The organism is Mesorhizobium sp. BR-1-1-10 (assembly GCF_020165595.1).
Taxonomy (GTDB): domain Bacteria; phylum Pseudomonadota; class Alphaproteobacteria; order Rhizobiales; family Rhizobiaceae; genus Mesorhizobium; species Mesorhizobium australicum.
In genome coordinates this window covers 150,686-175,065 of the sequence record NZ_JAIUIL010000014.1, presented here as the reverse complement: position 1 = coordinate 175,065, position 24,380 = coordinate 150,686, and the positions used below count along the sequence as shown (strand labels likewise).

Sequence of the window (24,380 nt, the reverse complement as noted above, 5' to 3'; positions counted from 1 at the left end):
AGAAGAGAGGCTGCTCTGATGTCGAGCACCTGGATGACGACCCGCGCATGGCTCCTGATGCTGCCTTTGCTCGTGGTCATGGTCGCCGTCATCGGCTGGCCGCTGGTCGATACGGTCGGGCTCTCCTTCACCGATGCCAAGCTGGTCGGCACGGCTGGCGATTTTGTCGGCTTCGACAATTATTCCAACATGCTGTCGAGCACCAACTTCTCGCGCACACTGATCACCACGACCCTGTTCGCGATTATTTCGGTTGCCGCCGAAATGGTGATCGGCGTCCTCGCCGCCCTGCTGCTCAACCAGGACTTTCGCGGCCGCGCAATCCTGCGCGCCCTGATGATCCTGCCCTGGGCATTGCCCACGGTGGTCAACGCCACGCTGTGGCGGCTGATCTACAATCCCGAATATGGCGCGCTGAATGCCGCCTTGACGCAGTTGCACCTCATCGACGCCTATCGGTCCTGGCTCGGTGAGCCGGGAACGGCGCTGGCTGCCCTCATCGTTGCGGACTGCTGGAAGAACTTTCCGCTGGTGGCGCTGATAGCGCTCGCCGCCCTCCAAGCGGTGCCGCGTGACATCACCGCCGCCTCGCTCGTCGATGGAGCAGGACCGTTCAACCGTTTCCGCTTCGTCATCCTGCCCTATCTTGCCGGCCCGCTGATGGTGGCGCTGGTGCTGCGCACCATCGAGGCCTTCAAGGTCTTCGATATCATTTGGGTGATGACACGCGGCGGTCCGGCAAACACCACGCGAACACTCTCGATCCTCGTCTACCAGGAAGCGTTCTCCTTCCAGCGCGCCGGTTCGGGCGCGTCGCTGGCGCTGATCGTCACCTTGCTCGTCACGCTGCTCGCCGTCGCCTATGCCGCCCTGGTGCGAAAGACCGCCGGGAGCGCCGCCTGATGGAGCGCAAGAGCGTCGCCTTCACCGTCTTCATTTATGCCTGCGCGTTGCTGCTTGCCGCGATCATTCTGGCGCCTATCGCCTGGCTGTTCATCATGAGCATTTCGCCGGCCGCCGATCTCGCCGCCAAGCCGCTGCGCTGGTGGCCGCAGGCAGCCGACTTCTCCCGCTACCGGCAATTGCTGTCGACGGCCGAAAACAGCGCCGGCGCCGCCTTCACCTCGTCGCTGCGCAACAGTCTTGAGATCGCCGCCATGGCGACGCTGGCGGCACTCGCCTTGGCCATCCCCGCCGGCTGGGCGGTTTCGCGCACACCGTCGATCGGCTGGTCGCTGTCGATGGTCATCGCCACCTACATGCTGCCGCCGGTGGCGCTCGCCGTACCGCTCTATATGGGCCTGTCGCATCTTGGCCTGCTCAACAATGTCTTCGGCCTGGCGCTTGTGTATCTCACCACGCTGGCGCCCTTCACCACCTGGCTGATGAAATCCGGCTTCGATTCCATCCCGCGCGAGATCGAGGCGGCGGCGATGATCGACGGCGCCGGCCTGTTCCAGACACTGCGCATCATCACATTGCCGCTGGCCGCGCCCGTGATGGCGACATCGGCGTTATTCGCCGTGCTGCTGGCCTGGGACGAATTCTTCTACGCGCTGCTGTTTACCTCCGACCAGCGCGCCAAGACGCTCACCGTCGCCATCGCCGATTTGGCCGGCGGCCGTGTTTCGGACTACGGATTGATTGCAACGGCTGGCGTGCTGGCCGCCTTGCCGCCGGTGCTGATCGGCCTCGTCATGCAGCGGGCACTGATCTCGGGCCTGACCAGCGGCGGTGTGAAAGGATGAACATGACTGCAGATAAAGAACGGCCGGCCGGACTGACCGCCATCGACCGCGAAATGGCGCGCCAGCACGCCGATGCGCGTGCTTCGTTCGAGAACAACGCTGCCATGGCGGCAGACGTCGCTGCTTCGATCAGGAAGACCGGCCGCATGCTTCTGCTTGGCATGGGCGGCTCGCATGCGGTCGGCCGTGCCGTCGAGCCGCTCTATCGTGCGCTCGGCATCGATGCGCTGGCGCTGCCACTGTCCGAGCAGCTCGGCCAGCCATTGCCGCTGGCGGACCGGACGGTGCTTGTGACTTCGCAATCCGGCGAGAGCGCCGAGGTCGTCAGATGGTTTGCACAGGCCGGCGGCAGCTCGGACGTTTTCGGCCTGACGCTCGAAGGCGGTTCTTTTCTTGCCCGCACCGCGCCTTGCCTTGTCGGCGCCGGCGGCACGGAGCTGGCCTTCGCCGCGACCCGCAGCCTGACCGTGACCCTGGCCCTGCACCTGGCCATCCTCGCGGCTCTGGGCGAGGATCCGGCTCCTGCCCTTGCCATGCTCGAAGCTCCGCAGGATTGCGATATCGCCCAAGCACTCGCCGCGCTTGGCAAGGTGGATACGATCGTCACCTCCGGCCGCCGCCTGCAGGGCGTGGCCGAAGCCCTGGCGCTTGGCCTGACCGAACTGTCGCGGCTGCCCTGCTTTTCGCTCGAGGGCGGCCAGTTGCGGCACGGGCCGATGGAGATGCTCGGCCTTCAGATCGGTGTTGTCTTGTTTCGCGGCGCCGACCCGACTTCGGAGCTGGTGACCGCGATGGCACTTTCGGTGGTCGAAGCCGGCGCGCCGCTGGTCATCTTCGACGCGTCCGGGCAAGCGTCGGTCGCCGGGGCCGTCACGCTCACGTTCAAACCAGCCGCGGGGATGGCCGCTATCCTCGCAATGCTGCCGGTGGCACAGCGCCTGATGATCGCCTTCGCGGACGGTCGCGTCGACAATGCGGGCACGCCGGTGCGCACCACCAAGATCACCAGGAGCGAGTGATGCGCCCGCTGGCGGTGATCGGCAACGTCAATGTCGACCTGATCGTCGGCCCGGTCGCGCCATGGCCGAAGGCGGGAACCGAGACCGTCGTCGACCATGACGAATTGCGCGTCGGCGGCCAGGCTGGCAACACCGGGCTCGCCTGGCAAGCGCTGGGCGTCGACTTTGCGATTGCCGCCAATGTCGGTGACGACCAGTTCGGCCGCTGGCTTGGTGAGGCTTTTGGCGTCCGCGCCGAGAAATGGGCTATCCGTCCCGAAGGCACGACATTGTCGGTCGGGATGACCCACCCCGATGGCGAACGGACCTTCTTCACCACACGCGGGCACTTGCCACGCTTCGGCCTCGCCGATGTCTTGTCGGTTCTCGACGGCCCCGCACTCTCCGGTGGCTACGCCCTGCTCTGCGGCTCCTTCCTGACGGAAGACCTCACGCGCGACTACAATGCTTTTTTCGACTGGGCAGACAGCCACGGCGTTGCCGTGGCACTCGATACAGGCTGGCCGATCGATGGCTGGACTGCGGCCAATTGCGCCGCGACGAGGACGTGGCTGTCGCGCTGCGCGCTGGCGCTGTTCAACGAGGTTGAGACGGTGACCCTGGCGGGGCTGCCAAGTCCGGCGGAAGCGGCGCGTGAAATTCGATCCAGCATGAGGCAAGGCGCGACCTTCGTCGTCAAGCGCGGGCCACGTGGCGCCATCGCCATCGGCCCGGACGGCACTCTCGTCGAAGCCGCCGCGCCGCCCGACGTCAGGGTGGTCGACACGATCGGTGCCGGCGACGTCTTCAATGCCGCCTTCCTGGCCGCATTGGCACAGGAACGGCCGCTGTCCGCTTGCCTCCGCGCCGCTACGCACGTCGCCTCGCGCGCCATTTCCACCTTGCCCCGCAACTATGGCGGGCCAGTGCAGTTTGAGGGTCCCATGCATGAGCGCGCTTGAAATCCGCGGCATCCGCAAGAGCTACGGCAGCGTCGAGACGCTGAAAGGCATCGACATCGCGCTGCAGAGCGGTGAATTCCTGGTGCTGCTCGGCTCCTCGGGCTGCGGAAAATCGACGCTTCTCAACATCATCGCCGGCCTTGCCGAGGCGACCAGCGGCGACGTCCTGATCGGTGGCCGCTCGATCCTCGGCGTCCACCCCAAGAACCGAGATATCGCCATGGTCTTCCAGTCCTACGCGCTCTATCCGAACCTGACCGTGCGCCGCAACATCGGCTTCGGACTGGAGATGCGCGGCGTCGCGGCCGACGAGCGCGACAGGGCGGTAAACGAAGCGGCAAGGCTGCTGCAGATCGAGGCTCTGCTCGACCGCAAGCCGAGTCAGCTTTCCGGCGGCCAGCGCCAGCGCGTCGCCATCGGCCGGGCCCTGGTGCGCAAGCCACAGGTCTTCCTGTTCGACGAGCCGCTGTCCAATCTCGACGCCAAACTGCGCCTGGAAATGCGCACGGAATTGAAGCGCCTGCACCAAATGCTGCGGACGACCGTCGTCTACGTCACCCATGATCAGATCGAGGCGATGACGCTGGCCAGCCGCATCGCCGTCATGCGCGACGGCCGGATCGAGCAGCTCGGCACCCCCGAGGAGATCTACAACGACCCGGCGACACTCTACGTCGCCGGCTTTGTCGGCGCGCCGTCGATGAACATGCTGCAGGCCACCGTCACCGACGGCAAGCTGGCCATTGCCGGATCCGATGTATGGATCCCCGTGCCGGCACGCTATGCGAATGCGGCGCGTGAGGGTGCACAAATGGTCGTCGGCATCAGGCCGGAAGCGCTGCGTGCGGCGACCGGAGCCGCCGCGGAGCTGTCACTGCCCGTGGAGATCGAGGTCGTCGAACTGACCGGCCCCGAGCTGGTCACCACGGCGCGGATCGGCACGCAACGGCTGACGGCCAGCTTGCCGCCGCGCGCCCAATTCGCCAAGGGCGAACAGTGCAACCTCGCCTTCGACGAGGCCGCGCTTCGCTTGTTCGATCCTTCGACGGGCAAGGCCCTGTAAGCGCCGTCGATTGAACGATCGCGGCAGCGTCGTCCTCCTCGCGCGCAGGCAAGCCTATTTGGCGATATCGAGAAGTGACGACACCAGCAGGTCCCGTTCGTCCTTTGACAGCACGTCGGAATCGAACAGGTTCATGCTGCGCAGCCCTTCGATGGCGAGATAGCAGACCAGAAGCGATTTGAGGTCCGGCGCCTCGCCCTTCAACCGCTCGAAAAGCTGCCGCTTGAATGTCTTGATCGGCATCATGAAATCGGGATCCTCGGCGATCGCCGAGAATATCCAGGATGCCGACGGCTGCTTCTCCTCGCAATCCTCGGCTGACAGCCTGATATAGACGGCGAGGGGATTTTTGCCCTTGTCGTTGCTGTTGGCGGATTCCAGCGCTTGCTCGAAATCGCGCAGATAGCCTTCGACCAGGCCTTGCATCAATTTCGCCTTGGTGGGGAAGTTGTAGAGCAGCCCGCCCTTCGACACGCCGGCGCGGTTGGCGACGGCATCGAGCGACAGGCTACCGGGCCCGGATTCCCGGGCAACATCAGCCGCCGCGGCGAGAATCTTCTCGCGCGAGTTCGGTCGTTGGGCTCTCATGACGCCTCCCATCGCAAGCTTAGGCCCAATTGACAAGACCGTCCAGACGGTACAGTAAGACCGCCACTATTTGAAATCGGGACCCGCAGTCGATATGTGTCCCGATGTCCGCGCTTCGCGCCGGATTTTCGACTGAGGGGACTTCCTTGTTCAAGCGCATACTCCGTGTCTTTATCGTTATTGTGGTCCTTGCCGTGCTCGTCATCGTGGTCGGCGGGATAGTCGGTTTCAACTTCCTGCGCGACAACGGCATCAAGCAGTATTTCGCCACCATGAAGCCGCCGGCGGCGACCGTGTCGACAACCGTCGCCAAGCCGTCGAACTGGACACCGGGCGTCGAGGCGATCGGTACGGTGCGGGCCGTGCGCGGTGTCGACCTGACGGTCGAGACCGCCGGCATCGTCAAGGAAATCCCCTTCCATGCCAACCAGAAGGTGGCGGCCAACGCAGTGCTGCTGCAACTCGACGACGCCGTCGAGCGCGCTGATCTCGATGCGCAGAAGGCGCAGGCGGCACTCGATCAGACCACGCTGACCCGCGCCATCGAACTGACAAGGCGTGGTGTTGGCTCCGACTCGACGCTGGACACGGCGCGTGCGGCGGCCTCCGCTTCGGCGTCCCAGGTGACCAGGCTGCAGGCCGTGCTCGACCAGAAGCAGCTTACCGCACCTTTCGCCGGCACGGTCGGCATTCCGAGGATCGACCTCGGCCAGTATCTGGCACCCGGCACCGCGGTGGTGACGCTGCAGGACCTCGACACGATGCGGGTCGACTTCTCGGTTCCCGAACAGCAGCTGCCGCTGCTCAAGATTGGCCAGACGGTCCGCCTGGGCCTTGGCGGCAGCGACGACATGCCCTTTGCCGGCGCCATTCGCGGCATCGACCCCAAGATCGATCCCTCCAGCCGGCTGGTGAACATCCGGGCGGAAGTTGCCAATCCCGAAGGCAAATTGACCCCAGGTCAGTTCGTGCAGGTGCGTGTCGAACTGCCCGAGGAGCAGAACGTGCTGTCACTGCCGCAGACGGCACTGACCACCAGCCTCTATGGCGACTACATATTCGTGGTGCAGCCGGCGAAGCCCGCCGGGGCAGCCCCGGCGCAGCCAGCCAAGCCGGACGAAAAGCCGGCGGCGGCCACTGACAAGCCAGCGGATGCCAAGCCTGCGGATGCCAAGCCCGCGGATGCCAAGGCGGCAGACGCCAAGCAGGCCGACGCAATGAAACCCGCCGCCGATGCCATGAAGCCGGCCGCCGACGCAGCCAAGCCAGCGGACAAGGCCGCTGCCGATGCCGCCAAGCCAGCAGCGGCCGATCCGGCCAAGCCGGCGGCGGAAGGCGACAAACCGGCGCTTGTGCTGTCACAGGTCTTCGTCAAGCCCGGCCGCCGCAATCAAGGCATGGTCGAGATCGTCGAAGGGCTGAAGGCCGGCGACGAGGTCGTCACCGCGGGCCAGAACCGCCTCTTCAACGGCATGACCGTCAACGTCGACAACACGATCGACCCGACCAAATCGGCGAACAAGCAGGCCGACCAGCAATGAGCTTTTCCGATCTCTTCATCCGCCGGCCCGTCCTTTCGACGGTTCTTGCCTGCATGATCCTGCTGCTCGGTTTCCAGGGCATATTCAACCTGTCGATCCGGCAGTATCCGAAGGTCGACGAGACCGCGATCACAATCACGACAGCCTATCCGGGCGCCAGCGCCGATCTGATCCAGGGCTTCATTTCCGCCCCGATCGCGCGCGCCGTCGCCTCGACCGAGAACATCGACTACGTCACCTCGTCCAGCCGTCCCTCCTCCAGCACCGTGACGGTGCAGATGAAGCTCGGTTCCAACCCAGACGTCGCGTTGACCGAAGTGCTGTCCAAGGTCCAGGGCGTGCGTGGCACTTTGCCGGACGCCTCCAAGGACCCGGTCATCGTCAAGGGTACGGGTCAGCAGTTCGCGATGATGTACATCTCGATGCAGAATCCGAACATGACCAAGGAGCAGCTGACCGAGTATATCGAGCGCGTCATCAGGCCCCGCATGTCGACGGTCGAAGGCGTCGCCGACGTGCAGATCTTCGGCGCCCAGGAATACTCGATGCGCGTCTGGATCGACCCGGTCAGGCTTGCCGCGCGCGGCGTGACGGCGGCCGAAGTGCTGGCGGCGATCAACAATTCCAACTTCCTGTCGGCGCCCGGCAACACCCAGAACGAATATGTCGTCTCGTCGATCACCGTGCGCTCGACGCTGCAGACACCGGAAGCCTTCGCCGCACTGCCATTGCGCTCGACCGACGGCAATGTCGTGCGCCTGCGCGACGTCGCCCGCGTCGAACTGGCCGCCGCGAACACCGACACCAGGGTTTCCTTCAACGGCAAGCCCGGCACCTTCCTCGCCATCTTCCCGACCCCGGCAGCCAATCCGCTGACCACGGCGGCGGCACTCACCAAGCTGGTCCCGCAGATTCAGGAGACGCTGCCGAAGGGCATGACGATCGAAGTCGTCTACGACGCGACCGGACAGATCAGCGCCTCGATCGACGAGGTGTTCAAGACCATCGGCGAGGCGGTCGCCATCGTCGTCGTCGTCATCCTCCTCTTCCTCGGTTCGTTCCGCTCGGTGCTGATGCCGATCATCACCATCCCGCTGTCGCTGATCGGCGTCTGCTTCCTTTTGTTCGCGGTAGGCTATTCGATCAACCTTCTGTCGCTGCTGGCCATGGTGCTGGCGATCGGCCTTGTGGTCGACGACGCCATCGTGGTGGTGGAAAATATCCACCGTCACATGGAAGAGGATCACATGCCGCCCATGCAGGCAGCCTTCAGCGGCATGCGCGAGATCGCGTCGGCCATCGTCGCCATGACCATGACGCTGGCCGCCGTGTTCGCGCCGCTGGCCTTCACCGGCGGCCTGACCGGCGCCCTGTTCCGCGAATTCGCGGTGACGCTCGCCGGATCGGTGGTGCTGTCTGGCATCATTGCTATCACCATCACGCCGATGATGTCGGCGCGCCTCCTGAAGCCCGGCAATGCCGGCCGTTTCCAGCGCATCGTCGACGGCACCTTCGCGCGCGTCGAGCATGTCTACGAGCGCGCCGTCACCGGATCTCTTAACTATCGCCCGCTGACGCTGCTCATCGTGCTGGCGCTTGTCGGTGTGACCGGCTTCATGTTCACCAAGACCTCGACGGAACTGGCGCCGGAAGAGGATCAGGGCTTCCTGCTCTCGCTGGTGACGGGGCCGCGCTATGCGACCTCCGATTATACCGAGACGTACGTCAATCAGATCCTGGGCCTGGTGAAGGACATTCCCGAAACGCGGGCGCAATTCTCGGCCGTCGCCTTCGGTGGTACGACCAACAGCGCCTTCGTCGGTTTTGCCTTCAAGGATTGGGCGGAGCGGAAGCGCAATTCGAAGGAGCTGCAGGCCGACATTACGGCTCGTATCGCCAAGGTGGCGGGTGTCCAGGCCTTCGTCTTCGCGCCGCCGACTCTGCCGGGCTCTGGCGGCGGCTTGCCGATTTCCATGGTGGTGCGCTCGACCGGCGATTCCGCTCAGGTCTACGAGGAAGCCGAGAAGATCAAGAACAAGGCGCAGGCCTCGGGCCGCTTCATCGTCGTGCAGAATTCGATGGCCTATGACGCACCGCAGGTGACGGTGACCATCGATCGCGACCGCGCCGCCGCGCTCAACCTGCCGATCGCCGATATCGGCCGGACTCTGACGCTGCTGGTCGGCGGTGCCGAAGTGGCGCAATTCGACCGCGACTCCAACTCCTATGACATCATCCCGCAGGTGCCGCAGGAATTCCGCGACAACCCTGAAAAGCTCGGCGAATACTTCGTGCGCAGCGTGACGGGCGAGATGGTGCCGCTGTCGGCCGTGGTGACGATTTCGAACAATGCGTCGCCGGCGGCGATCGAGCAGTTCAACCAGCTGAATTCGTCGACGATCTCGGCGCTGCCGCTGCCCGGCGTCACCACGGGCGACGGTTTGAAAGTGCTTGAGGACATCGCCAGGGAGAGCCTGCCCGACACTTTCTTCATCGATTATTCCGGCCAGTCCCGGCAGGAGAAGGAACAGGGCAACACGATCCTGATCGCTTTCGGCGCGGCCGTCATCGTCATCTACCTGGTGCTGGCGGCGCAGTTCGAAAGCTTCCGCGATCCGCTGATCATCATGATGGCGGTGCCACTGTCGATCTTCGGCGCGATCGTGCCGCTCAATCTGGGCCTCGGCACGCTCAACATCTATACCCAGGTCGGACTGATCACGCTGATCGGCCTGATCACCAAGCACGGCATCCTGCTGGTCGAATTCGCCAACCAGCAGCGAGAACTGCATGGCATGCGGCGGCGTGACGCCATCATCGCCTCGGCCAAGGTGCGCCTGCGGCCGATCCTGATGACGACGGCGGCGATGGCGCTGGGCGTGGTGCCGCTGATCGTTTCCAGCGGCGCCGGTGCCGCGGCCCGCTATTCGATGGGCCTGGTCATCTTCACCGGCATTCTGGTCGGCACCATGTTCACACTGTTCGTCGTGCCGATGTTCTATACTTTCATCGCCAGCAAGGACCTGCCGCATCTGGCGGAAAAGCCGGATCCCAAGCTGATGCCAGCGCTGCCGAGCTGAGGCACGGGGCGCAAGACACAAAAAGAGGCCGGGATTTCTCCGGCCTTTTTTTGGCGATCGCTCCAGCAACTCCGGCACATGGCCGAATGCGGCAACCTGCCTGCTACTTGACGATGACGATGCTGGTGTTGGCCGCTCCGAACGTCTCGACGAGCTGGTAGAAATCGGCGGCGTTGTCCGGGTGCAGCCGTACGCAGCCATGCGAGGCGGGCTGGCCGAGGCGCTTGATGGCATAGGTGGCGTGGACCGCGTAGCCGCCGCTGAAAAACACCGAATGTGGCATCGGCGCGTTGTCGTATTTCTTCGAATACCACATCTCATGCATGCGCGTCGGCTTGAACGAGCCGGTCGGCGTCACGTGCGCCCTGTCGCCAGTGGAAACCTTCCAGGCGAAAGTCGGCCGGCCGTCGACCGAGACTTCCATGACCTGCTGCGACAGCGAAACGCGGGCAACGATGCTGTTGGCGGCATGGGCGGCGTTGGCGCCGAACAGAAGTGCACTGCCCATGAGCGCGGTGGCGGTGATGTTGATGAACTTTGCGGAAATGGTGGTGTGCATGATGTCCCCTCTCTCTGCCGGTCCGGCCGGCTCCAATTCGATGAGGCGGCTTATCCCAGCGGCATGTTTCGGAAAGATTTCGCGAAATGCTCGTTTGTGTTTCGAATATGTTTCCATTGGTTAACAGGATAAATCACCCTGTTTGAGTGCGCTCCATTCCGGACATGGAACCAAGGGATAAAGGACACAGGTATTCACCCTGAAACGAAAGTTCGAGTTGTCTCCTACATGAAAGAGTTTGTCTCAATCCGAAACCAATCTGCAACAAAGTGCGGTTTTGGGCGGCATGATCCGGATACCGACCGGATGCAAAAGTTGACGCAACGAAAGCAGACGGCAACGACCAAGGGAACCAAAACGAACATACGCTCCTGGCTCTTCAGGATCAGTATCACGGCGGCGGCTGTCGGCGGCGGCACCATTGCCGGCGGCCCCGTGCGCGGCTGGCGGCGATGAGTTCGAGCGACATTTCGACCCTGCACGTCGCCCTGTTTGCGCCACGGTCTGGATCGTTTCCAGCCTGCGCATCGCCCAGTTGAAGGCCCTCTGGCGGGTTGGCCTTCGGCTGCTGGCATTGCGCGGCCCCTCCGGCAACTTGCTGCCGAGAGGACCGAAGGCCCGCGCCGCGACGGGGGGCTCCGTGGGCGGCGCGGGCACTTCGGGAGTTCCTGAAGCGACCCGCTACACAGTCATCTTTTTGGGGAATTCAGATCATGAAGACAAAATTCGCGGCTTCCGTGCTTTCCGCACTGCTCTATGCGCAGGGCCTGCTCGGCTTTGCCGCACTCGCCAGCGTGCTGCTCAAGGAACGCGCTCACGCAAGCGAGTTCGCCGTCGGCGGCGAAATGGCCTCGGGCCCGTCATTGCTGGTGGTGCGCTGAACCTCGCGGGCATCGGCGCGGGAAAATGGAAAGTCGATGCTCATCCGACGAACCAGCAGGAAAACACAGCCGTCAGTCGGCGAATTGCCGTGGCGGATCGAACCTGTAGCCGGCGCCGCGTATGGTGGTGATGGTCTCGGTGTCGAGCTTGCGGCGCAGTCGCACGATGCGCGAGTCGATCGAGCGATCGAAGGCGTCGGCATTCTCGGCCGGCGCGGCTGCGATAATGTCGTCCCGCGTCAGTACCTTGCGCGGGCTCGCCAGGAACAGCCTGAGCAGCGCCACCTGGCCGGGCGAGAGCTGCTCCTGCGTACCGGAGCGATGCATGACCATCGCCGATCTCAGGTCGACGGTTGCGTTCTCCAGCACGATCAGCTCCTGGGTACCCCTGCCGCGCCGCGAAAGCAGGCCACCGACACGCGCGGCGAGTTCCCTGACATTGAGCGGACTTTCGACGACGTCGGCGGCGCCGAGCTCGAGCGCCAACACCTTGTCGAGGAGATCGGCCGGCCGGCATATCAGGATGAAATCCGGTCCATGCTCCCCACCCCCAGCTTGGCCGCCAAAACGCCTGAGCAGATCCCGCCCTTCCGCCTGGCTGAGACTGTCCCCGACAACGACAACGTCGATGCCGCCGCCCGACAGCAGCGATTCCGCCTCCCAGGGCTGCCGCGCCCGGCGCACGTCGTGGCCGCGCCGCTCGAGATGGTCGGCAAGCTCGCTCGCGACGACCTCGGCGACGGAAACAAGCGCAATGATGGCTCGTGCGGCCATGTTTTCCAACCGTTCCCTGGCAACCGGATATGAGTGCTGGACATCATGTTTATACCCAATCTACTTTCCACTGAAAGTGGGAGCGAGAGCATCGTGCGGGCAAGAATTGTCATCGTCGAGGATGAGCCCGACCTCAGGGACGCGGTCGCCGAATATCTCGGCGCCGCCGGCTATGATGTTTCGACCGCTGAAACCGCGGCCGCCGCGCGCCGCCTGATCGAGACGCAGTCCTTCCATCTGGCTATCCTCGACATCGCCATGCCGGGCGAGGATGGCTTGTCGCTCGGCCGCTGGCTGCGCTCGAAAATGCCGATCGGCATCATCTATGCGACCGCTGCCGGCACCGCGCTCGACCGCATCGTCGGACTGGAACTCGGCGCCGACGACTATATCGTCAAGCCGTATGAACTGCGCGAGGTGCTGGCCAGGGTGCGCAGCGTGCTGCGCCGTGTTCCCCAGCCGACGGAGCCGCGGGACAGGAAAGCCAGCACGGATCGCCGCTCCGTCGCTTTCGGCCCCTTCCAGGCCGATCTCGACGGCAGGATGGTCACCGGCGCCAACGGCACGGTGATCGACATGGCCAAGAGCGAATTCGACGTGCTGGAGGTTTTCCTGACCCGCGCCAACCGGCTGCTGACCAGGGCTGCGATCTCCGAGGCGATCGGCTTCACCGAGGATCCGGAATCGTCGCGCGCCGTCGATATCCGCATCATGCGCCTGCGCAAGAAGATCGAGACGGACCCGGCCAACCCGAAATTCCTGCGCACGGTGCGTGGCGAAGGCTATATCTTCTCGCTGTCGGCCGGCGACGGCAACTGAGCGTCAGACCGAGGAGGTTTCCGCTCCGCAGCCGTTGCCAGCCGATCGATTGGCGTGACTCTGGACTAATGGCTGACAATGACGGGCGACACGGCAAGCACGGACATGCAGGGTTTCAGGCAGGGCGCGGCGATGGCCGCCGTGCGTGTCGTGCGCCGGCTGCGCGAGGCCGGCGACTGGCAGCGCGAAATGGACGGCATACTGGAGACGCTGTGCCACGCCATGGAGTGCCAGCGCGGCATCCTGTTCCGCCTGCGCGAATTGCCCGGCCAGGGTTTCGCCCAGTCGGTCGCTGCCTACTGGATCGATCCCGACTTCGGCGGCGAACTGGCCTCACCGACCGTCATCATGCAGTCGATCGTCAATTCGGATCCGCTGCTTGAGCGGCTGGCCGAGGATGAGCGGCAGGGCAAGATTTTCGCTGGCCATACGCGCGATCTCGAAGGATTCCTGAGGGCCGATTTCGAGAAGCAGAACATCAAGTCGTTCCTGTCGGTGTCGGTCTTCGCGCACGGCCATTTGTGGGGCACGCTGGCCGTCAATGACTGCGTCGAAGAGCGGGAATGGACCGACGAGGAGGAGGCGACGCTGCACATCATCGCCCTCGCCATAGGCGACGCCATCGAACACTCCCCCTCGGACGCCCATGCCAGCGAAGTGATCCGCCGCACCATGCTGCAGGCCTCGCTCGACGCCATTATCGTCATCGACGAGGCCGGGTCGATCATCGAATTCAATCCGGCCGCCGAGAAGATGTTCGGCTTCCTGCGCAGCGATATCCTCGGCAAAGACCTGCTCGACACGGTCGTTCCTGAATACTACCGCAAGGGCTATGCCTCGGGCGCCGACTACATGTCCGGCCGTGGCGCCCCGATGGTCGGCCAGCGGCTCGAGACCGTGACGCAGAATGCCGCCGGCGAGGTGTTTCCGATCGAACTGACGGCGACCGAGATGCGGGTCGCCGACCGCCGTCTGATCTTTGGCTCGATCCGCGACCTGCGCGACAGGCTGCGCGCCGAGGAAGAGATCAACCGGCAGCGCGAGAAGCTGCACCAGAACGAGAAGATGGCGGCGATGGGCTCGCTGCTTGCCGGCGTCTCGCACGAACTCAACAATCCGCTGGCCGTCGTCGTGGCCCAGTCGACGCTGCTGCATGAATTCGCCTCGGATCCGCAGACCAAGGTCCGTGCCGAAAAGGTGCGTGCCGCCGCCGAGCGCTGCGGGCGCATCGTCAAAAGCTTCCTGTCGATGGTCCGCCTCCATCCGGCGGCACATGCCGAGACCGATCTCAACCAGGTGATCCGCGCCGCTCTCGAAGTGACCGCCTACGGCGCGCGCTCGAGCGGCATCGTCATCGATACCGATTTCGCGCCAGGTCCGCTGCTCGCCATGGCCGATGCCGACCACGTGACACAGGTGGCGGCCAATTTCCTCATCAACAGCCAGCATGCCCTGGCCGGCGTCGCCGGCGACCGCCTGATCAAGGTGCGGAGCTTCCGCAGCGATCGGGGCAATCCCGGCTTCTCGGTCGAGGACAACGGGCCCGGCATTCCCGAAGCCATCCGTTCGCGCATTTTCGAATCCTATTTCACCACCAAGCCGGTCGGCGTCGGCACCGGCATTGGCCTGTCGATCTCGAAATCGATCATCGAACGACACAACGGCAATGTCTGGTTCGAGGAGGTGTTGCCGAGAGGCGCGCGTTTCGTCGTCCAGTTGCCGGCGATCTCTGCGGGCATCGCCGCCGCCGGCGAAAGCCAGCCACGATCGAGCGGCCTGCGCCATGCGCTGATCATCGATGACGAGCCTGACGTCGCCGGTTCCCTGTCCGATATTCTCGAACTGATGGGCATCAAGTCGCGGATCGCGCCGCTCTGGGAATCGGGCGCCGCCACCTTGGGTGGCCACATGCCCCCCGATATCGTCTTTTCGGATCTGCGCATGCCCGGCATATCAGGCATTTCGATCTACCGCGAACTGCTCGCCGAACGGCCCGACCTGGCGCGGCGTTTCGTGCTCGTCACCGGCGACCTGATCGGCGCGAAGGCGGAAGTCGAAGCCTTGCCGTCGCAGCAGCGGCCACAGATCCTCGAAAAACCGTTCAGCACGCTGGATGTACGCAGTGTGCTTTCGACCATCGCCGAGCAGGCCGCGTTGAAAGCATAAAAAAGGCTCCCGGCCGACATCGCGGCGGGAGCCGAAGCGAGCGCCGAGAAGCGCTCGGGGAGGTAGGGCATGATCCCCAAACGGGAACCGGTTTCGGGATCATGCCCCGGCAGAAACGCAGAGGCAGAAATCAGAAGATGTTGGGCGTGCTGGTCAGCGGCGCGGCGTTGGCGATCATGCGGATCGCGCGGGTCTTGTGCGTTCCGGACTGCTCGGCAATGGCGCGCAGGCAATCCACGCTCTCGGCGCCCCAGGCCTGCCCCCTGCAGGCGAAATCGATTGCCGGCATAGGCAGGCGGGCGGTCGTGGTCGTGGTCGGCGCGCCTTCGATGACGTTGGCGGGCGGGTTCAACGAAGCGAAGGCTGGGCCGACCGTCGGCGTGAACGCCATGCCGGCGAAGGCGCAAGCAGCCAGCGCCATGAACATTCCCATCGGGTGGTCGCTGGCGCGCTGGCGAAGGGCCAGCTTCGGGCGGCGGTCAGCGCGCTCTGGAGCTTGAAAGCGGTTGCCGCTGGTGATCTGGACTTTCGCATGCATGATCATCCCCTTCGTTGATTTTCTTTTTGCGATGAAACGAATTTAATCGCGCCTTGTAACGGCGCAAAGGTGACGAGAGCCCGGCAATGTAACCGGATTGAAACATCGATACGGGCAAAACCGGGCAGGGTCGGTCATTGGCTGTTTTGGCCCGGGGGGTGGCGGTTGCAAGACGTGCACGACCGGTAGCCGCGTGAACGATTGGCGGCGCGAGCCAGCGATCGGGGGCAGTTACGGAACTCTGGCTAAGATCCGGATTTTCCGGGGTTTTCGAAGCCCGCAACGGCGCGGGATTCCCATGGAACCAGCGCCGACATTTTCGCTGCGGAACAGTCACATTTCCACAAGCCATTGCATTTCAATGCAAAATATGATTACATTGAATGCATATTCAATAAAAGAAGAGACGTTTTATGAACCCGCACCTCCGTGACGTGGCAATCCCGAACGATTGGGACCGGCGGGGACTGCCGGGCTGGAGCTACCATTCCGACGCCCTTCTCGAACTGGAGAAGGAGCATGTGTTCCGCAATCATTGGCAGATCGTCGGGCATGTCTGCGACATACCGGACGCCGGCGATTACCTCACCATGGATGTCATTGGCGAACGCGCCCTGATCGTGCGCGGCAAGGACGGCGTGGTACGCGGTTTCAACAACATGTGCCGCCATCGCGGCAGCCGCGTCGTCGCCGACAGCCAGGGCAATTGCAAGAACGCGCTGGTCTGTCCGTTTCACGGCTGGGTCTACAATCTCGACGGCACGCTGCGCGGCGCCGCCCGCCCGCGCTCCTTCCCCGACCTCGACAAGACCGAGTTCGGCCTGATGCCGCTCGACCTCGAAATCTGGATGGGCTTCATCTTCATCCGCTTCCGCAATGGCGGGCCACAGCCCTCCGTCGCCGAGCTGCTGAGGCCGATCGAACCCGAATTCGCGCATTACAAGGCCGCCGACATGGTGCCTTCCTGGGGCATCTGGACCCAGAAGACGCCGGTCAACTGGAAGTCGGTGCGCGACGTCGACAATGAAGGCTATCATGTCGCCATGGCGCATCCGGCCTTGCAGGATCTCTATGGCGCCACCTATTTCGACGAGCCCTTCGTCAATGGCGTCTCGCGCTCCTTCGCCACCTACAACCCGCATGCCGGCCGCCGCTGGAGCGTGAAGAACTACGTCAAGATCGCGCCGGAGCCGACGCATCTGCCTGACCATCTCAGGAAGGCCTGGGTCTATTACGGCATCTTCCCCAACGCCGTTCTGTCGGTGATGCCGGAATCAGTGCAGTTCTATCAGGAGTTCCCGCTGTCGACGGGTGAGACGCTGCTGCGCGGCGCCATCTATCGCTACCGCGACGAGAGCCGAGAGCAGGCCGCCGCCCGCTACCTCTCCTTCCGCATCGATCGCGACACCATGTCGGAAGATGTGCAGCTCTCGGTCTGGTCGAACGAATCCATGCTGTCCGAGGCTTTCGAGGGCTTTTATCTCTCCGACCTCGAATATGGCGTGCGCACCCACCACGACCACCTGCGCAAGCAGGTTCCGGTGCTCGGCCTGGAAACAGCGCCGGAAGAAAAGGACATGTGGAATTTGAACGACGCGCTGCGGAGCCGGGCGTAACAACCCTGCTGATTGGCGAAGCCGCCGATGATAGCGCCCCTCTCCCCATCAGCGCTGCTCCTCATCCGTCTTCGAGCACCTTCTCCCCGTAAAAACGGGGAGAAGGAGAAACTCACCCCTGCCACACACCCTCTTTCCTGAGATCTTCCATCGTGCGTGAAATACCCTCGCGCAGGATGCCGACCATGTCGTCGATCTGCTCGCGCGTAATGACGAGCGGCGGCGACATCACGCACATGTTGATCAGCGGCCGCACCAGCAGGCCAAGCTCGTGGCAGTGGGCGTCGATGCGTTTGCCGACATCCTTGTCGAGCTGCAGCGGATCCTTGCTTTCACGATCCGCGACGCATTCGACACAGCCCATCAGCCCGACGCCGCGCACTTCGCCGACCAGCGGCAGCTCTTCCAGCGTCTTCAATTGCGCCTGGAAATAGGGCGCGACCGCCTGCGTGTGAGCAAGCACGCTTTCTTCCAGCAGGTCGAGATTCTTCAAGGCCACGGCACAGCCGACCGGATGGCTGGTGTAGGTCAGGCCGTGGCCGAACATCGCGTCGGGATGATTGGAACGGCGTAATTCCTCCAGCAGCCGCTCCGAGATGATGACGCCGCCAAGCGGGAAATAACCCGAGGTGACGCCCTTTGCGAAAGTGATCATGTCGGGGTCGATGCCGAACACCTCGCCCGAGGCAAAGACATGGCCCAGACGTCCGAAGCCCGTCACCACCTCGTCGGAGATATAAAGAATATCCTTGTCGCGGCAGATCTCGCGGATGCGCCTGAGGTAGCCGTCCGGCGGAATGATGACGCCGCCGGACGCCTGTATGGGTTCGCCGACGAACGCGCCTATTCTGTCGGCACCGACACGCGCGACCGTATCGCGGAACTGGTCGACAAGGAAATCGGTGAAAGCGGCGATGCTCATGCCTTTCGGCCGGCGGAACGGGTCGGGGGAGGCGAGCTTGACCACCAGTTCGTCGGCGCCATCCATCCAGTCGCGGTCGCGCGGGCGGCCATTGAGCGAGGCCGAGAGATAGGTTGAGCCATGATAGGCGCCGCCACGGCTCAGGATCAGCTTCTTTTCCGGCCGGCCGCGCACATTGTTGTAAAACTGCATGAAGCGCAGCGCCGTCTCGACCGCCGAGGAACCGCCCGTGGTGTAGAAGACGTGGCTGAGGTCGCCTGGAGCATGGCCGGCGATGCGCTTGGCAAGCTCCGCCGACGGCGCGTTCATCGTGTACCAGGGCGTGTTGTAGGACAGCGCCATCGCCTGGTCGTACATCACCTTGGCGAGTTCCTCGCGACGATGCCCGACATTGACGCACCACATGCCGGCCGGGCCGTCGATCAGCCGCTTGCCGGTGCTGTCGGTAATGTAGATGCCATCGCCCTCGCCGATCAGCGCGCGTGCCTCCGAACCGACGGAGCCGGCGTAGGGCCAGGGCTGGATGAGATGACGCCTGGCCAGCTCGACCGCATCGTCGCCGCCAGAGCCAGCCGTTTCGCGTGCCTTCAGATCCCTCACAGCCGCCATCATCGCCTCCACATCATCCCCGAATTTTCCGGGCATCAATCCGGTTCGCCACGGCCGAAATCGCCGCCCCGCTCGCATGATTTTGAATGTCCGTTCAATCAATATTGCAGAATTAGCGCTTGATTTCAATCCGCGGATGCGCGCATGATGAAAGAAAGCCGGCAAGGGGAACAATAGCCGGCGCCAGCCCAATGGGATGCCGTATGGCGGGACAGTCCAGGCCAGCAATCGAGATCGCACCCGGAGCCCGTCCCCCCGGGGTCTGGCAATGACGGTGGCTGCGGAAGGGTCGCCCCCGTTGGGCCTGACGCGGGCCAGACGAAATGCCCTTCTGCAATCCGAGCCTGTACAAGGCTTTGCCCTGATCAGCCCGACCTTTCTCTACGCTCTCATCCTTCTGGTCCTGCCGATCCTGGTGGTCATCGCCCATTCCTTCTGGACGCAGCACTACCTGACCATCGACCGCACCTTCACGCTGGAAAACTATCGCGTCGCACTGACCGAGCCGATCTACCGCGATCTGTTGTGGCGCTCGCTCTACATCTCGCTGACGGTCAGCCTGTTCACCGTCGTCCTCGCCTACCCGATCGCCTATTTCATTTCCTTCCATGGCGGCCGTCACAAGAGCCTGTGGCTGTTCCTCATAACCATCCCGTTCTGGACCAGCTATCTCTTGCGCGTGATGTCGTGGAAGGTCATCCTGGGCTATAACGGCGTCTTGAATTCCGGCCTGATGGGTCTGGGCATCATCGACGAACCGTCGACCGCCCTGCTCTACAATTCGAGCGCCGTCATCATCACGCTCACCCATGCCTGGGCGGCCTTCGCCATCCTGCCGATTTTCGTGTCCCTGGAGAAGGTCGACCGCACGCTGGTCGAAGCGGCCACCGACCTTGGCGATGGACCCTTCCGGTCGTTCCTGCGCGTGACCTTGCCGCTGTCGGCGCCAGGCATCATTTCCGCGGCGCTGATCGTCATGATCCCGACTGTCGGCGACTATGTCACGCCAAAGCTCGTCGGCGGCAAGGATGGCGTCATGATCGCCAATGCCATCCAAGCGCAGTTCGGCAAAGCCGCCAACTGGCCGCTCGGTGCCGCACTTTCCGTCACCACCATGCTGATCGTCTCTCTGATGGCCGGCGGCACGGTGCTGATCATCCGCGGCTTGCAAAGGATGGCGCGATGAAGGCGCGGCGCTTCCTGCCGGGCGGCTGGCTGTCGGCCTATGCGTTCCTCTATATCGTCTTCCTCTATCTGCCCGTCATCTTCCTGCCGATCTTCTCGGTCAACACGGCGGCGACGCCGAAATTCCCGCTGACCGGCTTCACCCTGCAATGGTACGAAGACCTGCCGCGCACGCCGGCGCTGCTCGATGCCGCCTGGAACAGCCTGATCGTCGGCGTCTCGGCAGCCATCCTCTCCACCGTACTCGGCATCCTCGCCGCGCGCTCGATCACCCGCTACCGCTATCCCGGCCGCCGCGCCATCAACGGTCTGATCATGGCCCCGCTTGTGCTGCCCGAAGTGATCGTCGCCATCTCGATGCTGCTGGTGATGCTGCAGTTGGGCCTCAGTCTTTCGCTGTTCACCGTCGTGCTCGGCCACGTCCTGGTCTGCATTCCCTATTCGATGACGGTGCTGACTTCCGGCTTCGAGGGTTTCGACCGCAGCCTCGAGGAAGCCTCCGCCGATCTCGGCGAAAGCGCCTTCGGCACTTTCCGGCGCGTGACGCTGCCGATGGTGGCGCCGGCGATCATTTCCAGCCTGCTGGTCTGCTTCACCATCTCGCTGGACGAATTCATCATCGCCTTCTTCCTCACCGGCGCCGAGGCGACGCTGCCGATCTACATCTGGGGCCAGTTGCGTTTCGCCTCGAAACTGCCTGGTGTGCTGGCGCTGGGCACGCTGCTTTTGGTTGCCTCTTTCCTGTTGATGACAATTGCTGAAATCCTGCGTCGCCGCGCGGCCAGACGCACCCAGAACGAGGGAGGCCTCTATGCCTGAGCAGCCGCGGATCGAGCGTCCTCACGCGGACGGGATCCAATCCGAAAGAGCGATGATCGAGATCCGCAATGTCACCCGCAGCTATGGGGCGTTCAAGGCGCTGGACGACGCCTCCCTGACCATCAGGGAAGGCGAGTTCTTCTCGCTGCTCGGGCCGTCGGGCTGCGGCAAGACCACGCTCTTGCGCATGATCGCCGGCTTCGACAATCCGACCAGCGGTTCGATCGCGGTTGGCGGCCAGCCCATGGAAGGCATACCGGCCAATCGCCGGCCGACAAACATGGTGTTCCAGAGCTACGCGATCTTCCCGCACCTCAATGTCGAGCAGAACGTCGCCTATGGGCTGAAACGATTGAAGCTGCAGGCTGGCGAAGAGAAGCGCCGGGTCGAGGAGGCGCTGGCGCAGGTCTCGCTCACCGGCCTCGGCAAGCGGCTTGCCACGGAGCTTTCCGGCGGCCAGCGGCAGCGCGTCGCGCTCGCCCGCGCCCTGGTGATGCGACCTAAGGTGCTGTTGCTCGACGAGCCGCTGTCGGCGCTCGACAAGAAGCTGCGCGAGCAGATGCAGGTCGAACTGCGCCGCCTGCAGCAGGCCGTCGGCATTACCTTCGTCCTGGTCACCCACGATCAGTATGAAGCGCTCGCAATGTCCGATCGCATCGCCGTGATGTTCGGCGGCAAGATCGCGCAGGTCGCCTCCCCGAAGGAAATCTACCAGCACCCGGTCAACCGCCAGGTCGCCGACTTCCTTGGCGGCATGAATTTCGTCAAGGCCGAGATCGTCGAGGAGAACGGCACCTCGCTGATCGTCGATACGCTGGGTTTCGGCCGTATCAAGACCGACAAGCCGAAGGCTTTCGTGCGCAATGGCGGCGGCGCGACGCTCGGCATCCGACCGGAGCGCCTGCGCGTGCTATGGGACAATGCGACAGCCAAGTTCGAGGTCGCCGGCAAGGTGGTGGAACGCCACTATTTCGGCGAGATCACCCATCTGATCGTCGAAATCCCTGGCCTGGAGAAGCCGCTCTCGGTGACCGAGACCAACGATTTCGGCGCCGATGACATTCCAGTCGGCACCTCGATCCGCCTCGCCTATGATCCGGAAGCGTTGGTCGCGATGGCCGACTGAACTCCGGCGATGATCCTGCGCGCCGCGATACGCCCGGCCACGATCGCGCCCTCGACATAGCCCGGGAATGACGGCGCCAATTCCGACGACGCGAAATGCACCGGCGGTGCGCCGGCAAGAATGGTGGCCTCGGCACCCCTCGCCGACACATCGACGATCAGGTCGCTATAGGCACCGCCGCTCCAGCGATCATGCGTCCAGTCACGGCGGTTGAAATCGAGAACATCCGCCGCCTCCGGACCGAGCGCCTCCACAAGCTCCGTCGTCACCTGCGTCCGCAGATCCGACTCGCCGAGTTCGTGCCAGCGCAGCGCCAGCGGTCCGCCAACGAAGACGACAAGCGCCGCATGATCGGGATCCCTGCTGGCGTCGCAGGCAAACAGCCCCGGCAGATCGCGCCACATCACCATCCCGCTCAAATCCCGCTCGCGCCAGAACGGCTTGGGATAGCGCACCAGGACCTTGATCACCGCGCCGCTTTCCCAGGCGCCGAGCGCCGCTTCCAGGGCTGCCGGCAAGGCGGGCGTAAAATCGAGCTTCGCGGCTGTCGCCGGCGGCACGGCGACCAGAACTTCTCGCGCTTCGATCACGCTATTGCTCGAGACGACACGAACCCCTGGCGGACCGTATTCGATGCGGGTGACAGGTTCACCGAGCCTCACCCGGCCGCCGAGGTCCTCCGCCAGATCATCGGCCAACGACTGCATGGTCTCGCGTAGGGAATATTGCAGCTCCGGCACCTCATTGGTGATACGCCGGTCATTGTCGATCAGATACCAGAGCGGCACCCTCTCCAATGCCAGGCACCACAGGCCCTCGATCATCGACCGGAAGGCCGCCTTGACCTCGCCCACGTCATCCTGCCGCTCCAGCCACTCGGCAACGGTCAATCCCGCAATGGCGGGATCGTTGGGCTCGATGCTGTTCATGCGTTCGCGGATCGCCATCGAGGCGTGATAGGTCCGTTCGGCCCGGCCGACCGACATTGACGGGCAAGTGATGAAATCGCCCTCGATATAAGTCTCGACGAAGGTCTTGCCGCGAGCCTGGGCCAGTTCCATCAGCTGCGGCATGTCCTCGCACAGGAACTGGCCGCCGCTGTCGATGCGCTCGCCAAGCCCGTTCCACATGGCCTCGACCCGCCCACCGACGCGGTCGCGTGCCTCGAGCAGCAGGAAGCCGACGCCGGCCCTCTTCAGCTCGAGCGCCGCCGACAGCCCGGTGAAGCCGGCGCCGACGATGACGACGTCGGTTCTTTCTGTCTTGTCGTTCAATAGCCAGCCTTGATCTTCTCGAACTCGGCGATCATCTTGAGCTTGAGATCTGACGGGAGCGGCTGCTGGAACAGCGTCTTGTCGACGAATTTCTGCACGTCGTCATAGCCCTTTTCCTTCAGGATGGCCTGATCGACGCCGGCCATGCCCTTGGCGTTGGCCTGGCCGTAGCCCCAGTCCTTGACCAGCACCTTGGCGGTCTCCGGATCGTTGACCGCGTTGAGATAGTCATAAGCCTTGTCGGTATTGCCGGGCGCATCCTTGAACAGCACGTAGCCGCACACCCAGGTCGAGATGCCTTCCGCCGTGTCCTTCTTAGACTTGATCGGCACGCCGGCAGCGACCGACTGTACGGTCGCATCGTTCCAGCCCCAGGCGAGATCGACTTCGCCACCGCTCAGAAGCTGGACGACGTCGGTGGTATCGGTCCAGTAGGAGCGCACGTTCTTGTGCACCTGGCGCAGGAAGTCGGAGGCCTGCTTGAACTGGTCGTCGGTCATCTTGGTCCAGTCCTTCAGGCCGATGGCGAGGCTCGCCAGCGCATAGGCATCGTCGACATTGTCGCCGATCGAAACGCGGCCCTTGAACTTCGGATCGGCGAACGCCTTCAGCGACTGCACGTCCTTCTCGTCGATCTTGGAGGAGTTGTAGGTGAGCTGCGTGTTGCCCCAGTCCCAAGGCATGAACCAGGCTTTCCCGTCCTCGGTCGTGGCGAGATTTTTCATCGCCATGATGCCGGGATTGAGGTCTTTCCAGCCCGTGATCTTCGAGGTATCGAGCGGTTGCAGCAGGCCCGCCTCGCGCCACTTCGTCACGCTCTGCGAGCAGGGATGGCCAAGGTCGGCCTTGAAGCCGGAACGGACCTTTTCGAACGCCTCGTCCTCGTCGCCGAAGAAGGCGAAGGTCGGCGAATCGCCGTTCTTCTCGACATATTTCGGGTGGAAGCTCGGATCCTCATAGCCTGACCAGTCGAACACGATCAGATCCTTGTCGGCCGCGATCGCCAGCGCCGCGGCCGAAGCCGCCAGTGTTCCCGCCAGCGCGAGCGTCAGCGTCAGGCGCCTTGTCAGTGTCTTCATTGCTGTTCCATCCTCTGCGGTTTCTTATGGTTT

22 protein-coding genes are annotated in these 24,380 nt (G+C 63.7%); 15 read left to right on the top strand and 7 right to left on the bottom strand.

Annotation, left to right across the window (positions count from 1 at the left end; translation table 11 throughout):
- Positions 1–18: 18 nt before the first annotated feature.
- The 5 genes from LB555_RS26285 to LB555_RS26265 are packed head-to-tail and all read left to right on the top strand — an operon-like array spanning position 19 to position 4,771.
- Entirely contained in the window at positions 19–903 is an 885-nt protein-coding gene (locus LB555_RS26285; protein ID WP_015315439.1) for a carbohydrate ABC transporter permease, read from the top strand.
- Positions 903–1,748 (top strand): carbohydrate ABC transporter permease, encoded by an 846-nt coding sequence (locus LB555_RS26280; RefSeq protein WP_140616759.1) that lies wholly within the window; start codon positions 903–905, stop codon positions 1,746–1,748. The genes LB555_RS26285 and LB555_RS26280 overlap by 1 nt, the downstream gene beginning before the upstream one ends.
- Positions 1,745–2,767 (top strand): SIS domain-containing protein, encoded by a 1,023-nt coding sequence (locus tag LB555_RS26275; RefSeq protein ID WP_140616758.1) that lies wholly within the window; start codon positions 1,745–1,747, stop codon positions 2,765–2,767. Before LB555_RS26280 ends, LB555_RS26275 begins: the two co-directional genes overlap by 4 nt.
- Entirely contained in the window at positions 2,767–3,708 is a 942-nt protein-coding gene (locus LB555_RS26270; RefSeq protein WP_224684122.1) for a PfkB family carbohydrate kinase, read from the top strand. Before LB555_RS26275 ends, LB555_RS26270 begins: the two co-directional genes overlap by 1 nt.
- Entirely contained in the window at positions 3,695–4,771 is a 1,077-nt protein-coding gene (locus LB555_RS26265) for an ABC transporter ATP-binding protein (RefSeq protein ID WP_224684121.1), read from the top strand. The genes LB555_RS26270 and LB555_RS26265 overlap by 14 nt, the downstream gene beginning before the upstream one ends.
- A gap of 54 nt (positions 4,772–4,825) precedes the next feature.
- On the opposite strand, the gene LB555_RS26260 is transcribed toward LB555_RS26265, so the two are convergent.
- Positions 4,826–5,359 (bottom strand): TetR/AcrR family transcriptional regulator, encoded by a 534-nt coding sequence (locus LB555_RS26260; RefSeq protein WP_015315434.1) that lies wholly within the window; start codon positions 5,357–5,359, stop codon positions 4,826–4,828.
- Between the two features lie 146 nt (positions 5,360–5,505).
- On the opposite strand from LB555_RS26260, the gene LB555_RS26255 reads away from it, so the two are divergent.
- Both LB555_RS26255 and LB555_RS26250 read left to right on the top strand, forming a co-directional pair.
- On the top strand, positions 5,506–6,900 hold the full coding sequence (locus LB555_RS26255) for an efflux RND transporter periplasmic adaptor subunit (RefSeq protein ID WP_224684120.1): 1,395 nt from the start codon (positions 5,506–5,508) through the stop codon (positions 6,898–6,900).
- Positions 6,897–9,980 carry an efflux RND transporter permease subunit gene (locus LB555_RS26250; RefSeq protein ID WP_015315432.1) on the top strand — a complete coding sequence of 1,028 codons (3,084 nt, stop codon included), beginning with the start codon at positions 6,897–6,899 and terminating at the stop codon, positions 9,978–9,980. Before LB555_RS26255 ends, LB555_RS26250 begins: the two co-directional genes overlap by 4 nt.
- A gap of 103 nt (positions 9,981–10,083) precedes the next feature.
- Here the strand turns inward: LB555_RS26250 and LB555_RS26245 are convergent, their stop codons facing one another.
- Positions 10,084–10,539 carry a L,D-transpeptidase gene (locus LB555_RS26245; protein ID WP_224684119.1) on the bottom strand — a complete coding sequence of 152 codons (456 nt, stop codon included), beginning with the start codon at positions 10,537–10,539 and terminating at the stop codon, positions 10,084–10,086.
- A gap of 228 nt (positions 10,540–10,767) precedes the next feature.
- Here LB555_RS26245 and LB555_RS26240 point away from each other — a divergent pair, with 228 nt between their 5' ends.
- Together LB555_RS26240 and LB555_RS26235 are read left to right on the top strand one after the other, a co-directional pair.
- A complete protein-coding gene (locus LB555_RS26240) occupies positions 10,768–10,995 on the top strand; it encodes a hypothetical protein (RefSeq protein ID WP_224684118.1) in 228 nt (75 codons plus the stop codon).
- Between the two features lie 257 nt (positions 10,996–11,252).
- A complete protein-coding gene (locus LB555_RS26235; RefSeq protein ID WP_015315429.1) occupies positions 11,253–11,420 on the top strand; it encodes a hypothetical protein in 168 nt (55 codons plus the stop codon).
- Between the two features lie 72 nt (positions 11,421–11,492).
- On the opposite strand, the gene LB555_RS26230 is transcribed toward LB555_RS26235, so the two are convergent.
- Positions 11,493–12,194, bottom strand: a complete 702-nt coding sequence (locus LB555_RS26230; protein WP_140662945.1) for a response regulator transcription factor — start codon at positions 12,192–12,194, stop codon at positions 11,493–11,495.
- Positions 12,195–12,239: 45 nt separating this feature from the next.
- Between LB555_RS26230 and LB555_RS26225 the strand changes: the two genes are divergently transcribed.
- Positions 12,240–13,013 carry a response regulator gene (locus tag LB555_RS26225; RefSeq protein ID WP_224684117.1) on the top strand — a complete coding sequence of 258 codons (774 nt, stop codon included), beginning with the start codon at positions 12,240–12,242 and terminating at the stop codon, positions 13,011–13,013.
- A 78-nt stretch (positions 13,014–13,091) separates the two neighbouring features.
- Positions 13,092–15,179, top strand: coding sequence for a PAS domain S-box protein (locus LB555_RS26220; protein ID WP_224684116.1), 2,088 nt, complete (start codon positions 13,092–13,094; stop codon positions 15,177–15,179).
- A gap of 130 nt (positions 15,180–15,309) precedes the next feature.
- Here LB555_RS26220 and LB555_RS26215 read toward each other — a convergent pair whose 3' ends face one another.
- Positions 15,310–15,717, bottom strand: coding sequence for a hypothetical protein (locus LB555_RS26215; RefSeq protein ID WP_140616753.1), 408 nt, complete (start codon positions 15,715–15,717; stop codon positions 15,310–15,312).
- A 413-nt stretch (positions 15,718–16,130) separates the two neighbouring features.
- On the opposite strand from LB555_RS26215, the gene LB555_RS26210 reads away from it, so the two are divergent.
- Positions 16,131–17,333 (top strand): aromatic ring-hydroxylating oxygenase subunit alpha, encoded by a 1,203-nt coding sequence (locus tag LB555_RS26210; RefSeq protein WP_140720132.1) that lies wholly within the window; start codon positions 16,131–16,133, stop codon positions 17,331–17,333.
- Between the two features lie 112 nt (positions 17,334–17,445).
- Here the strand turns inward: LB555_RS26210 and LB555_RS26205 are convergent, their stop codons facing one another.
- Positions 17,446–18,864, bottom strand: coding sequence for an aminotransferase (locus tag LB555_RS26205; RefSeq protein WP_224684115.1), 1,419 nt, complete (start codon positions 18,862–18,864; stop codon positions 17,446–17,448).
- A gap of 268 nt (positions 18,865–19,132) precedes the next feature.
- Between LB555_RS26205 and LB555_RS26200 the strand changes: the two genes are divergently transcribed.
- Genes LB555_RS26200 through LB555_RS26190 form a run of 3 tightly spaced genes read left to right on the top strand, consistent with a single transcriptional unit; the run spans position 19,133 to position 21,994 of the window.
- The gene (locus LB555_RS26200; RefSeq protein ID WP_140712737.1) at positions 19,133–20,050 is read left to right on the top strand and encodes an ABC transporter permease; all 918 of its coding nucleotides are present in this window, start codon (positions 19,133–19,135) and stop codon (positions 20,048–20,050) included.
- The gene (locus LB555_RS26195) at positions 20,047–20,868 is read left to right on the top strand and encodes an ABC transporter permease (RefSeq protein WP_224684114.1); all 822 of its coding nucleotides are present in this window, start codon (positions 20,047–20,049) and stop codon (positions 20,866–20,868) included. The genes LB555_RS26200 and LB555_RS26195 overlap by 4 nt, the downstream gene beginning before the upstream one ends.
- 52 nt (positions 20,869–20,920) lie before the next feature.
- Complete coding sequence (locus tag LB555_RS26190) at positions 20,921–21,994, top strand: ABC transporter ATP-binding protein (RefSeq protein WP_224684113.1); 1,074 nt, start codon at positions 20,921–20,923, stop codon at positions 21,992–21,994.
- On the opposite strand, the gene LB555_RS26185 is transcribed toward LB555_RS26190, so the two are convergent.
- Together LB555_RS26185 and LB555_RS26180 are read right to left on the bottom strand one after the other, a co-directional pair.
- Entirely contained in the window at positions 21,958–23,268 is a 1,311-nt protein-coding gene (locus LB555_RS26185; protein ID WP_224684112.1) for a flavin monoamine oxidase family protein, read from the bottom strand. The two genes, LB555_RS26190 and LB555_RS26185, sit on opposite strands and share 37 nt — an antisense overlap.
- Positions 23,265–24,347 (bottom strand): ABC transporter substrate-binding protein, encoded by a 1,083-nt coding sequence (locus LB555_RS26180; protein WP_224684111.1) that lies wholly within the window; start codon positions 24,345–24,347, stop codon positions 23,265–23,267. Before LB555_RS26180 ends, LB555_RS26185 begins: the two co-directional genes overlap by 4 nt.
- Positions 24,348–24,380 lie beyond the last annotated feature (33 nt).